At 46.4% G+C, this 13247-nt stretch carries 12 protein-coding genes; 11 read left to right on the forward strand and 1 reads right to left on the reverse strand.

All coding sequences use genetic code 11. The features are described 5' to 3' along the window. Nucleotides 1-135: 135 nt before the first annotated feature. From ABXS70_RS05675 to ABXS70_RS05695, 5 genes are all read left to right on the forward strand, one after another. The gene (locus tag ABXS70_RS05675) at nt 136-1428 is read left to right on the forward strand and encodes a stage II sporulation protein P (protein WP_366294605.1); all 1293 of its coding nucleotides are present in this window, start codon (nt 136-138) and stop codon (nt 1426-1428) included. A 49-nt stretch (nt 1429-1477) separates the two neighbouring features. Further along, entirely contained in the window at nt 1478-1837 is a 360-nt protein-coding gene (locus ABXS70_RS05680) for a DUF3679 domain-containing protein (RefSeq protein WP_366294608.1), read from the forward strand. Nucleotides 1838-1984: 147 nt separating this feature from the next. Then, the gene (gene lepA / locus ABXS70_RS05685) at nt 1985-3799 is read left to right on the forward strand and encodes a translation elongation factor 4 (protein WP_366294611.1); all 1815 of its coding nucleotides are present in this window, start codon (nt 1985-1987) and stop codon (nt 3797-3799) included. 319 nt (nt 3800-4118) lie between these two features. Next, on the forward strand, nt 4119-5303 hold the full coding sequence (hemW, locus tag ABXS70_RS05690) for a radical SAM family heme chaperone HemW (RefSeq protein ID WP_366294614.1): 1185 nt from the start codon (nt 4119-4121) through the stop codon (nt 5301-5303). A 117-nt stretch (nt 5304-5420) separates the two neighbouring features. Further along, nucleotides 5421-5891, forward strand: a complete 471-nt coding sequence (locus tag ABXS70_RS05695) for an N-acetyltransferase (protein ID WP_342552131.1) — start codon at nt 5421-5423, stop codon at nt 5889-5891. A 258-nt stretch (nt 5892-6149) separates the two neighbouring features. Here ABXS70_RS05695 and ABXS70_RS05700 read toward each other — a convergent pair whose 3' ends face one another. Beyond that, nucleotides 6150-6491, reverse strand: a complete 342-nt coding sequence (locus ABXS70_RS05700) for a hypothetical protein (protein WP_366294617.1) — start codon at nt 6489-6491, stop codon at nt 6150-6152. Between the two features lie 64 nt (nt 6492-6555). Here ABXS70_RS05700 and ABXS70_RS05705 point away from each other — a divergent pair, with 64 nt between their 5' ends. The 6 genes from ABXS70_RS05705 (at nt 6556) to dnaK (ending at nt 13220) form a co-directional block, all read left to right on the forward strand. Continuing rightward, entirely contained in the window at nt 6556-7077 is a 522-nt protein-coding gene (locus ABXS70_RS05705; RefSeq protein ID WP_366294620.1) for a hypothetical protein, read from the forward strand. Between the two features lie 263 nt (nt 7078-7340). After that, nucleotides 7341-8066, forward strand: a complete 726-nt coding sequence (locus tag ABXS70_RS05710; RefSeq protein ID WP_366294622.1) for a response regulator transcription factor — start codon at nt 7341-7343, stop codon at nt 8064-8066. Then, nucleotides 8063-9412 carry a HAMP domain-containing sensor histidine kinase gene (locus tag ABXS70_RS05715; RefSeq protein WP_366294625.1) on the forward strand — a complete coding sequence of 450 codons (1350 nt, stop codon included), beginning with the start codon at nt 8063-8065 and terminating at the stop codon, nt 9410-9412. The genes ABXS70_RS05710 and ABXS70_RS05715 overlap by 4 nt, the downstream gene beginning before the upstream one ends. A gap of 183 nt (nt 9413-9595) precedes the next feature. Next, complete coding sequence (gene hrcA, locus ABXS70_RS05720) at nt 9596-10627, forward strand: heat-inducible transcriptional repressor HrcA (protein ID WP_342552126.1); 1032 nt, start codon at nt 9596-9598, stop codon at nt 10625-10627. 12 nt (nt 10628-10639) lie between these two features. Beyond that, a complete protein-coding gene (gene grpE / locus ABXS70_RS05725) occupies nt 10640-11233 on the forward strand; it encodes a nucleotide exchange factor GrpE (RefSeq protein ID WP_366294630.1) in 594 nt (197 codons plus the stop codon). Between the two features lie 148 nt (nt 11234-11381). Then, on the forward strand, nt 11382-13220 hold the full coding sequence (dnaK, locus tag ABXS70_RS05730; protein WP_342552124.1) for a molecular chaperone DnaK: 1839 nt from the start codon (nt 11382-11384) through the stop codon (nt 13218-13220). Nucleotides 13221-13247 lie beyond the last annotated feature (27 nt).

The raw sequence follows: 13247 nt of genomic DNA on the forward strand, positions 1-13247 counted from the left end.
CGACATCTAGAAGGTCCGAATCTATCGGACTTTCTTTTTTTGTTCACTTATCTCTCTACTTCCTGTTCTATCAAATCGGACACGCTCATAGAGTTGAAGTATAAGAGTTGTTCTGCAAGGGAAGGAGACATAAGAATGAACAAGATACTGGCATGGAATATTGGCAGGTGGAAAAAAAGATGTCTGCACGTGCTGGCTATGGGCCGTACACTGCTGCTGCTTATGATGATATCCGCCCTCTTTTTTGCTGTACTCGGGCTTGGGGGATTGGCGGAGAAAAAGCTGAATAATTCGCCTGTCTCTTCGATGAAAGGATTTGCAGGTTCGGTCTCCAGTCGTTTCTTTGTAGACATGCTGGGCATGGAGATGCCCCACCTTACCCGAAAGGAGCAGAATGCTGCGATTTCCGGTGAAAACCTGACCTCTTTTGTATTTCAGCTGCTGACGAATGTAAATCCTCAAGATCCCAAAAGTTTAATCGCACGTGAAATGCCGGGTATGGGCGCAAATCAACCTGTGCTGCTCCGTCCGGGGTCTGGTAATGCCAAAGCAGAAGCGCCTGAAGATTATCAACCGGGTCCGGGACTTACGGACACAGCCTCCTCGGGTGGAGGCAAGTCAGGCAGTGAGCTGCATGTTCCCCCGGGCCAGGATGAACCAGACGTAACCGACGAAGATGATCCTAAGAAAGGCACAGTAGATGAAGAGCCGCCATCCAAGGGAAGTGGGCAGGATAAAGGCAATCCGGCTGTAGCCCAAAAGTCCGTGCTGATCTATCACTCTCATCCGCGTGAGGGGTATAATCCGTTACTTGGTACTAATAGTGACAATCCTTCTTCCGGTAAGCCGACTGGGAATGTTTTTCAAGTGGGTACCTATCTAACGGACAGTCTGGAGAAGCTGGGCGTCGGTGTAGAGCATGCGAAGGAAGATTATCAGACCAAAATTAAAGACTATAACTGGAATTTCTCATATAAATATTCGAGGCAGACCGTCAAAGCGGCGCTTGCTCAGAATGATAATCTGACATATTTAATTGATATTCACCGCGATTCACAGCGCCATAAAAAAACGACAACAACCATCGGTGATCAAAGTTACGCCAAGGTATATTTTATCATCGGACATGAGAATCCCAATTGGCGTAAAAATGAAGCCTTTGCCGCAAAAATTCATAAAAAGCTGGAGGCGAAATATCCAGGGGTGTCCCGGGGGGTGTGGGGTAAAAATGGCGGTGGGGGCAACAATGGAGAATATAACCAGACACTTTCGCCGAACAGCATTTTGATCGAAATTGGTGGTATTGACAACACGGCGGCTGAGCTGAAACGGACCTCCAAAATTCTAGCGGATATGATCGCCGAAGTATATTGGGATGAACAAAACGTAGATAAAGCAAGTGCAAAACCCGTTTCAAAGAATGGATAAAAAATATGCTGCAAGAGGTACAAATACTTAAAGAGGGGCGGTTTGCGAGATGTCCAGATTCGGTAAAAAAATGCTGTCTGTCAGTGTACTTATGTTACTCGGTGTCCTGCTTGGCATGCAGCTGGCAGGCACCGGTTTGCAGGATGATAGACCTGCGGATCGAATTCCGGTCGTCGCGAAGACAGAACCGGCATCAGCCGATACCAAGCCTGCATCAGCTGAACCTGCCCAAACGGAGGTGGTCAAGAAGCCCGTAGTTCCAGTCCAGACTCCAAGCCAGGTGCTCGGGGCAGACCAGAACAAAGCCGCGGTGGATGTTTTGGCTGAAAAAACAGCAGGTTTACTGCAAAACCTGTCTAACAGCAGCATCAAGTGGGTTGTCTCTCTTTTTGGTGGAGTGGATGAATAGAAGCAGATGAAATAAAGGCAAACTAAACCTCTGAGACATTCATTAACTGCACTTTTATTATGAAGTTGGAACATCATGGGATTGATGCACCCTGCAGCAACTGTTATAATGAAGTGATTGACACTAGGCTGTTTCTGGGGGTAAGGAATGACTGACATTCGGGAAAGACAACGTAAAATTCGTAACTTTTCAATTATTGCACATATAGATCACGGTAAATCGACACTTGCGGACCGGATCTTGGAGTACACAGGTGCGCTGACATCACGTGAAATGCAGGAACAAGTGCTGGATCAGATGGATCTGGAACGTGAACGCGGAATTACAATTAAACTGCAGGCCGTTGCTCTCAATTACAAGGCGGACGACGGCGAAGAGTATCTGCTGAATCTCATTGATACGCCAGGACACGTAGACTTTACGTATGAGGTTTCACGAAGTCTTGCTGCATGTGAAGGGGCTCTGCTTGTCGTTGATGCGGCTCAAGGGATCGAAGCGCAGACACTAGCTAACGTATACCTTGCGCTGGACAACAATCTGGAGATCCTGCCGGTCATTAACAAAATTGACCTGCCAAGTGCTGATCCGGAGCGGGTAAAGCAGGAAGTTGAAGATGTTATCGGACTCGATACCAGCAACGCTGTGCTGGCTTCGGCCAAGGCGGGCATCGGGATCAAAGAGATTCTGGAGCAGGTGGTGCAAAGTGTACCTGCGCCTGTTGGTGATCCAGATCAGCCGCTTAAAGCGCTGATTTTTGACTCCCACTATGACCCGTATAAAGGGGTTATCGTGTATGTGCGTGTAATTGACGGCAAAATCAAAGCAGGTTCCAAAATCAAAATGATGGCGACAAACAAGTCATTTGAAGTTATCGAAGTAGGAGCGTTCAAGCCGCGCATGACCATTGTGGACGAGCTGAACGTTGGTGACGTAGGATTCATCGTGGCGGGTATCCGTCACGTCGGCGATACACAAGTCGGGGATACCGTTACCGATGCTAAACATCCGACACCTGAACCGCTTCCGGGTTATCGTAAAATTAATCCAATGGTTTACTGTGGTCTGTATCCGATTGAAACATCAGACTACGTAGATCTGCGCGAGGCTTTGGAGAAGCTGCAGTTGAATGATGCTTCACTGAGCTTTGAGCCGGAGACATCCAGCGCACTGGGCTTTGGATTCCGCTGCGGATTCCTGGGACTCCTGCACATGGACGTTATTCAGGAGCGGATTGAGCGCGAGTTCAACATCCCGCTGATTACGACGGCTCCAAGCGTAATTTATCACGTAACGCTGACGAACGGCGAGATGATCCAGATCGATAACCCTTCGAACTATCCGGAGGTAGGACGGATCGATTATGTTGAAGAACCATATGTCAAAGCTTCAATCATTGTACCGAACGATTATGTAGGAACGATTATGGAGCTGTGCCAGAACAAACGCGGCGAATTTATCAATATGGAATATATGGACACAACACGGGTTACGATTACATATGAGATCCCGTTGTCCGAGATCGTATATGACTTCTTCGACCAGCTGAAGTCCAGTACCAAAGGGTACGCCTCCTTTGACTATGAGCTGTCCGGTTACCGCCAGTCCAATCTGGTGAAAATGGACATCCTGCTTAATAGCGAACAGGTCGATGCCTTGTCCTTTATCGTTCACAGAGATCGCGCATACAATCGCGGACGCATCATCTGTGAGAAGCTGCGCGAACTGATCCCGCGGCAGATGTTTGAAGTACCTATTCAAGCGTCGGTAGGTACGAAGGTAGTTGCTCGTGAGACAGTTAAAGCAATGCGTAAAAACGTACTAGCCAAGTGTTACGGCGGTGACATCTCGCGTAAACGGAAACTGCTTGAGAAGCAGAAGGAAGGTAAGAAGCGGATGAAGCAGGTGGGTAACGTAGAGGTGCCGCAAGAGGCATTTATGGCGGTACTGAAAATTGATGATTAATAATTTAATTTCGGGTACAGCACAGATTGTGCGTATCGAAATTAAAATACTGTTAATTAAACTATATAAGGTGAACTATTTTTACACACTAACGGAGAGGACAGAAAAAACCTGAAAAAGCGGGGCGTTCGCCTTTATCAACGGATTTTTCCCTTTTGGGAAAGTGAATCAAAAAAATCTGGGGATAACAGCGATTGGAAGGTTATTCTGTCATTGGAGTGGACTGTGTAAAAGGTTAGATCATTTTATATAGATTAACATTTTAGCTGAAAGGGAAGCCAACTGGCTTTCCTTTTTTCAAATCAAGGGGGGACTTGTCGTGACACTTGCAGCAAACAGCCAGAAAACAGGTGCACCCCAAGCGGTGTATCTGCACATTCCATTTTGCACGAATAAATGTTTTTACTGTGACTTTAATTCTTACGTTCTGAAGGATCAGCCGGTGATGCAGTACTTGGAGGCGCTGGAACGGGAGATGGAGCATACCGTCAAAGTGAATCCGCCTGGCGAGATTAAAACGATCTTTGTCGGTGGTGGTACACCAACCGCATTGAAACCGGATGAGATGGCATATTTCCTACGTTCAGTCAAAACCTATTTCCCGAATTGGGCAGAGGATATTGAATTCTCAATGGAAGCCAATCCGGGAACAACGGATGCCGAGAAGCTTGCAGCCATGAAAGAAGGCGGTGTTAACCGTGTCAGCTTTGGTGTTCAGGCATTTCAGAATGATCTGCTGACAGGTATTGGACGTATTCACAATACAGACGATGTATACCGCAGCTTGGAGAATGCACGTAAGGCGGGATTGGATAACCTGTCGATTGATTTGATGTTTGGCCTGCCAAATCAGACCGTAGAGATGCTGAACGAAAGCATCGACAAGGCGCTGGAACTGGATTTGAAGCATTATTCCATCTACAGCCTGAAGGTGGAGGAGAATACCCTTTTCCATACCCTGTATCAGAAAAATCAACTGCCTCTCCCTCACGAAGATGATGAGCTGCAGATGTATCTTCTATTAATGAAACGTATGAAAGAAGCGGGTTATGAACAGTATGAGATCAGCAACTTTGCCAAACCGGGCTTCGAGAGCCGTCATAATATCACCTATTGGCGTAATGAGGATTACTACGGACTCGGTGCTGGAGCGCATGGATATGTAGGTCGTGAACGCCATATGAACATCAAGGGCATTAACCCTTACGTAGAAGCCTCGCGTGCAGGACTGCCTCGTCTGGATCATTTCGAGATTGGGCGTGCAGAAGCGATGGAGGATTATTTGATGGTAGGCCTTCGTATGCTGGAGGGGGCTTCATCTTCTCGATTCCAGGACCAATTTGGAGAGTCGATGGAAGATGTCTTTGCCAAACCGCTCGGCAAAATGCTGCATGCAGGATTGCTTGAGCGGACAGCAGACGGCTTTAAACTGAGTGAACAGGGTATTCTGTTCGGCAATGACGTTTTTGCCGAGTTTATCGGCTCCATATCGCTAAATTCGTAGCTTGAAATTCTATACGCTCTGTTGTATATTTATTCATATTGTTTTACAGGGCGTGTCAATTTAAACAACTACGAAGCTGGCTTTCCTCGGAAAGCGTCGTTATAGGAGGAGAGCTGGATGTCGGTTATATGCAGGAAAGCTGTACCGGAAGATGTTGAGCCGCTGTTTGAAATGATTAAGGGATATGCCGAGCGTGGGATCATGCTTCCGCGTTCAAGGGAAGTCCTGCATCGGCAGCTGGAGCATTTTATTGTGGCTGAAGTAGAAGGCGTAGTTGTAGGCTGCGGCTCACTCTGCCGTCTGGGGAATGATTTGGTGGAAGTCAGATCTCTGGGTATTTCTGAGGGATATAAAGGACTGGGCATTGGTTCCCGCCTGCTTGACCGACTTGTTGAAGAAGCCGAGAGACAGCAAATTCCGAAGGTGATGGCGCTCACTTATGAGGTTTCCTTTTTTCTGAAGAATGGCTTTGCTGTAGTAGAGAAGGAAATTTTCCCTGAAAAGGTGTGGACAGACTGCGTTCACTGCAGCAAACAGGATTGCTGTGACGAGATTGCCGTTCTGAAGGAATTGAATGTTTCAGCGTAAATGTATGCTTCAACAATATGCTTCTAAATAGAAAGATCACATGCCGGAAACCTGAGGGTTTTATATGGATGTGGTCTTTTTTTTGCTGTTTATTTTCATATACTTTTCACACACTTCTCCCATTATTCTCACACAACCTCTTGATAAGATGAACTTACATAAGCGATCCGCAGTAAACTCCAAGGCCAAACAGCCGGAGAATACGGACTGGAGCAAAGTTTCAAACTTCTCCGTTACCGATTAAGCGGATGGCTCAATCTAAAGAATGAGGTGACCAATCATGAAAAAATGGACAAAAAAAGTGGCAGCTTTGGCAGCAGCATTTAGTTTAATTGGCGGAGCAGGAAGTGCTTTTGCCGCAGCAGCACCTGTCGTCAATTCGGTGAAACCGGCCGAGACACAAAAAGCGGGATCCGCAGCAAAATCAACGATGAAATCTACAGCGACTCCTACGGCCAAAACATCAGCAGCGCCAGCAAAATCGACGGGAACTAAATCAGCGGATAAAACGGCAGCTGCGGCGTCAAGCAGCACTTCAACCAAGACACCTGCTAAAGCTGAGGTTAAAACAACATCTTCCAAAACAACAGCTGTAACCAAGAAAGAAACAACGACTCACAAAGCAAATGCGGTAACACATAAAGCCAAAAAGGTGAAACATAAAGTGAAAAAGGCTGTGCACAAATCAAAAGTAACTCACAGAGCCAAAAGAGCTTCTCATAAAACAACAGCGATGCATCATAAAGGAAGAAAAGCTGCACACAAAGCAAAAACAGTAACACATAAAGCAAAAACAACGACCCATAATGTAAAAGCAGCTGCCCATACAGCAAAACAGACTTCGCATAAAGCTTCAGCGGCAGCAAAGACTGCTGCACATAAAGCCAAACAAACGGCACACAAAGCGAAAAAAGCCGCTCACAAAATCGCAGCGCAAAAAGTAACAGCTAAGAAAACGGTTGGGACTAAAACGCCCGCAGCGAAGACAACGGTAAACAAAACAACTGCATCAAAAACGGGAGTGAAAAAATCAACAGCGGTAATATTTCCAAAAACAGCGGCAAATAAAGTAACTGTGACTACGACACACAAAACAAAGTCTCCAGCAGCAGCGGCAAAAGCACCGGCAGCATCAAAGGGTACCGATAAAAAAGTGGAAGCAAAATCAAGCACAACCCATAAATAAGAATATGCGCTCTGATGTGTCCGATCTCTACCCTCTCAGCCAATGATTTAATGCATCAGTGACATATGTTATGCAGCGGCATACAGACGGAGTCCTCTTATGGGAATCTCCGTCTTTTCCATGTTAAGCGGTTGTTTGGAGACGGGAATAGGGTGTATTCACTGAAGTTTTGAAAAACAGATGCTGACTCTGTTACATTAGTAGTGACATATTTAATAAACAACATATCAGAAGTGATATATTCATGATTGAGGTGACTGCCAATGCCGCGTATTTTTGTAGTCGATGATGATCCGTCCATACTGCAGCTCATTACAGGTTATTTGAAAAAGGAACAATATGAAGTGAACTCGTTCGCGCATGGCAGGGAACTGGTTGGGGAAGTTCGTTCCAAAAAGCCCGACTGCTTGATTCTTGACATTATGATGCCAGGCGTCGATGGGCTTACACTTTTGACCGAGCTGCGGACCTTTACCGAAATTCCGATTATTATGGTGTCGGCACGGGGTGAGGAGATTGATCGTTTAAATGGTCTTGAACTGGGGTGCAGCGATTTTCTGAGCAAACCTTTCAATCCTCGTGAACTGGTTGCAAGAGTTAAAAGTATGCTTCGTCTGATCAGCAGCAGTCGGTTATCCCATGGTAAAGATTCCAGGGAAGCGACTGATTTGCCTAAGGAAGGGTCTTATTTTAATGTGGGTAACGTCCAGATTTCAGAAGAATTCCGGCGCGTCAATGTTCGGGGGGAGGAACTTGGACTAACAGGCAGGGAATATGAGCTTCTATTGTTTCTGTCGCAGCATCTGGACCGTCCCTTCAGCAGAGAACAGCTGATTCAGCAGGTCTGGAATTATGATTTTTATGGTGAAGTACGTGTGGTTGATGATATCGTGAAACGGATTCGCAAGAAGCTTGTGCAGGTTCAAGCGACGCTGAGCATCGATACCGTCTGGGGGTTCGGCTATAAAGCAGCTGTACATGCGCGATGAAAACGATCCGCAGCAAAATGCTGCTCGCCTTGTTCGCAAGCATGCTGGTTACGGTGGCATTTACCGTGATGTTTTTTATCCATCTTTTTGATGATATTTTGCTCAACCAGGTGAAGCAGCAGTTAAATGATCAGACGAAAAAGGCTGTCAAAGTTATTCGTGTAGATGACCTCGAAGATCTGGATAATAACAGTTTTCGTTTTTTTATCAAGGATATTCTTTTTTATGCAGACTATTTTGTCATTGATGGAGAAAATAACATCGTAGCCTCAAGTAGTTCAGGTCGTGTCGGAATGAAGCTGGAAGGATTTCCGGGTACACACGAAGGTTATATGATTTTAAATGGAAAAAAGGTTCTCTATAGTGAGGCTGAGCTGTCACATAAACAGTTTCGGGTTATTTTGTATTCTCCCCTATCTTCACTAAGGGCGATGTATATTCCGCTGTTTCGCACAACGCTTCTGTCTATTGCTGCCAGCTTTGTTGTGATTCTGCTGATCGGATTATTTGCTGTATGGCGTACAGTTCAGCCGCTGAATCGACTGAAAGAGGCTGTGAGCAAGTATGAACCAAACATGCCTGATAAGGAGCCGTTTCTGCAAGCCGACCATACCGAAATTGGCGAACTGATTCATACCTTTCAACTCATGAGCAGCAGACTTGATGACCATCATCGTCATCAGCTGGAATTTTTGCAAAATGTATCCCATGAATTGAAGACACCGCTGATGTCTATTCAAGGTTACGTCTATGCGATTCAAGATCAGGTGGTTTCCACCGATCAGGGGCTTGATATCATTGCTGCCCAATCCCAGCGGCTCATTGATATGGTAGGGAAGCTGATCCAGCTCTCCAGACTGGAAACTGTGGATGAGGAGTGGCCGATGACCATGATTGACCTGAAAAGCATGGCCGAAGAGGCGGTGTACCTGCTTATGCCAACCGCACTGCAGCGCGGAGTACAGTTGACAGCAGCAGCTGATTCATTCATGGTTGAGACAGCCGGAGAGCAGTTGTTTCAAATCCTGTTAAACCTCTTGCAAAATGCAGTTCGGCATACCCGAACTCAAGTGAAATTGAGTTTGGAACACCCGGCCAGTGATGCTGCTGACTGGATTTTTCATATTGATGATGACGGACCAGGCTTGAATGAGCATGACCGTCAGCATATTTTTCGGCGATTTTATACGGGAAACAATGGAGTGACCGGCCTTGGACTGGCGATCAGCAAACAGCTGGCAGCACATCTTCATGCTGATTTGGTGTATAGTGACTCGCCGCTGGGAGGCGCGCGCTTTAGTCTGAGACATTACTCAGTCGATAAAGAATTACAGCAGCAAGACTAATAACCTGCAACCTGCGTTATAAGTGCAGGTTATTGGCCTATACTATAAATAGATGATTACAATCCGCAAACTCACTTGACAATGATCATGTCAGTTTGGTATTTTTGTATTACCGATTAGCACTCATCTAACCGGAGTGCTAACGACATGGGACAGTACAGTCAGAAGGAGGGAATACTCACCATGTTAACAGAGCGTCAACGAATGATTCTGAACGCTATAGTGGATGACTATATCCGTTCAGCTGAGCCCGTAGGGTCCCGAAGCATTTCCAAAAGAGGAGATGTTGGATACAGTCCGGCGACCATTCGGAATGAAATGGCCGATCTTGAAGAGATGGGTTTTCTGGAACAGCCGCATACATCAGCTGGACGCATTCCTTCACACAAGGGTTATCGATATTATGTCGATCATTTGGTTCCTTGGAATCAGGTGGAGCCGCAGGAATTGGATGATTTAAAGTCATTCTTTGCAGAAAAACTGAATGTTATGGAACAGGTTATTCAGCACGCTTCGAACATTTTATCTCATATGACTAACTATACTTCCATTTTGCTCGGACCAGAGGTGTTCCATACTTCACTTCGTCACTTCCAGCTGCTTCCGCTGAATGACAATGAAGCTGTGGCGATTATCGTTACCAACACGGGTCAGGTGGAGAACAAAACAGTCCAGATCCCCCCTGAAATTTCGGTGGCCGAGATGGAGAATGTCGTTCGTCTGTTAAACAGCAAATTGGTAGGCGTACCGATTTACAAGTTGAAATCACGGCTTTATACCGAGCTTGGTCAAGAGATGGAGCGCCATATCACACGTTATGAGGAAGTTATGCAGGTACTCAACAGCGCGTTTGATAATGAGCATGACAATCGTCTTTTCCTCAGCGGTGCGACCAATATGCTGACACAGCCCGAGTTCAGAGATGTGGAAAAGGTTAAAGACATTCTGGATTTGTTAGATGAGACACCAACATTAATGAAATTGATGATGCCAGTGCCCGGCGGGCCCGGAATTCAGGTGCGAATTGGTACCGAGAACGATCATGAGGCCTTTGCGAACTGCAGTTTGATTACAGCGTCCTATTCATTGGACGGCGAGGCACTTGGGTCCATCGGAATTCTGGGACCAACCCGGATGGATTATGCACGTGTCATCCATATTTTAAATACATTATCCCGTGATCTTACGACGATGCTGACTACTCGCTTCAAATAAGCAGCGGGAATTATGATTCATTTATATAAGGAGGTGAACATCTTGAAAGAGGAGCAAACATTCACAGAAGAGCAAGAGGTAACAGCCGCCGAGCAGGAGCCAGTCAATGAGGCTGCAGCTGCTGAAGCACAGGCTGAGGAAATAACCGATCAGGAGCAGGCTGAGCTGGCGCGTTTGAAAACAGAGGCTGAGGAAAACCAGCAGCGTTTTGTACGTGCACAGGCTGATTTTGATAACTTCCGCCGCCGCACACAGAAGGAAAAAGAGGAGCTTGCGAAGTACGCTTCGATGAAGCTGGTCACCGAATTGGTTCCGGTTTTGGATAATTTCGAGCGTGCTATGGCAACTGTACCGGAAGGGACAGAGACTGAATCTTTTGCCAAAGGAATTCAAATGATTTTACGTCAATTGGAAACCGTGCTGACGAACGAAGGCCTGACTGCGATGGAAGCGGTTGGACAACCGTTTAACCCGGAGTTCCACCAAGCGATTATGCAGGTGGAGAGCGAGGAACACGAAGAAGGCATCGTGGTGGAAGAGGTTCAAAAAGGCTACATGCTGAAGGATAAAGTGCTTCGTCCGGCTATGGTTAAAGTCAGTTCTTAATTCTTTTGAAGGAATAAAGACCCCAGGCTGAACAAAGGACGAAGTTTAATATACAGGTTTCGTACACATAGAGCAGTTTACTTACCAGCACAATAAGGCAGACAAACCAGCCTATTGATTTTAAATTGTTGAGGGAGGAAATTTTCCGATGAGCAAAGTAATCGGTATTGACTTAGGAACAACCAACTCATGCGTAGCCGTTATGGAAGGCGGCGAGGCAGTTGTTATTCCAAACCCGGAGGGTGCACGTACAACGCCTTCCGTTGTAGGTTTCAAAAAAGATGGCGAGCGTGTTGTTGGTGAAACAGCGAAACGTCAAGCAATCACGAACCCGGATCGCACGATCATCTCCATCAAACGTCACATGGGTTCTTCCCACAAAGAGACGATCGACAGCAAAGATTATTCACCACAAGAGATCTCTGCAATCATTTTGCAAAAATTGAAAGCTGATGCAGAAGCATACCTGGGCCAGACGGTAACTCAAGCGGTTATCACGGTTCCGGCTTACTTCAATGACAGTCAGCGTCAAGCGACTAAAGATGCAGGTAAAATCGCAGGTCTGGAAGTACTTCGTATCGTCAACGAGCCAACAGCAGCTGCATTGGCATACGGTATGGAAAAATCCGAAGACCAAACGATTCTTGTATATGACCTGGGCGGCGGTACGTTCGACGTATCCATCTTGGAACTGGGCGACGGTTTCTTCGAAGTTAAAGCAACCAGCGGTGACAACCAACTGGGTGGCGACGACTTCGACCAAGTGATCATCGACTATCTTGTTAATGAATTCAAAAAAGATCAAGGGATTGATCTGAGCAAAGATAAAGCAGCGGTACAGCGTTTGAAAGATGCAGCGGAAAAAGCGAAAAAAGAACTTTCCGGCGTATTGACTACAACGATTTCCCTGCCATTCATCACGGTTGCCGATGGCGTTCCTCAGCACTTGGAATTGAACCTGAGCCGTGCGAAATTCGAAGAGCTTTCTGCTGATCTGGTTGAGCGTACGCTTGAACCAACTCGCCGTGCACTGAGCGATGCAGGCATGACACCTAACGATATCGATAAAATCGTATTGGTGGGTGGTTCCACACGTATTCCGGCTGTGCAGGAAGCAATCAAAAAACTGACAGGCAAAGAGCCGCACAAAGGCGTGAACCCGGACGAAGTTGTTGCACTGGGTGCAGCTGTACAAGCGGGCGTACTGACAGGTGACGTTAAAGACGTGGTACTGCTCGACGTAACTCCACTGTCCCTGGGTATCGAAACTGCGGGCGGCGTATTCACGAAAATGATCGAGCGTAACACGACGATTCCTACAAGCAAATCTCAAGTGTTCTCCACTTACGCAGACAATCAGCCTAGCGTTGAGATTCACGTTCTGCAAGGTGAGCGCGAGATGGCTGCTGGCAACAAAACGCTTGGTCGCTTTATGCTGGGAGATATCCCGCCAGCCCCACGCGGCGTGCCGCAAATCGAAGTTAGCTTCGATATCGATGCCAACGGTATCGTTAACGTGTCTGCAACAGACAAAGGTACAAACAAAACGCAAAAAATCACAATCACTTCTTCCAGCGGTCTGAGCGATGCTGAAGTCGAGCAAATGATGAAAGATGCCGAACTCCATGCTGAGGAAGACAGAAAACGTAAAGAGCTTGTTGAAGCGAAAAATAGTGCAGACCAATTGATCTACTCTGTAGACAAAACAATTAAAGATCTTGGTGAAAAAGCAGATGCTGGCGAAGTAGAAAAAGCAAATGCAGCCAAAGAAAAACTGCAAGGTGTGCTGGCTTCCGACAATCTGGAAGATATCAAAGCGGCTACAGAAGAACTGACGGAGATCGTACAGCAGTTGTCTGTTAAACTGTATGAGCAGGCTCAAGCTCAAGAGCAAGCAGCTCAAGGCGCTGAAGAACAGCAGGGTTCCGCAAAACGCGACAACGTCGTAGACGCTGATTACGAAGTTGTGGACGAAGATAAAAAATAATTAATTCGCAGCTGCTGCGAATTAAAC

The sequence above is a fragment of the Paenibacillus sp. AN1007 genome, assembly GCF_040702995.1.
In the GTDB taxonomy this organism is placed as follows: Bacteria; Bacillota; Bacilli; order Paenibacillales; family Paenibacillaceae; genus Paenibacillus.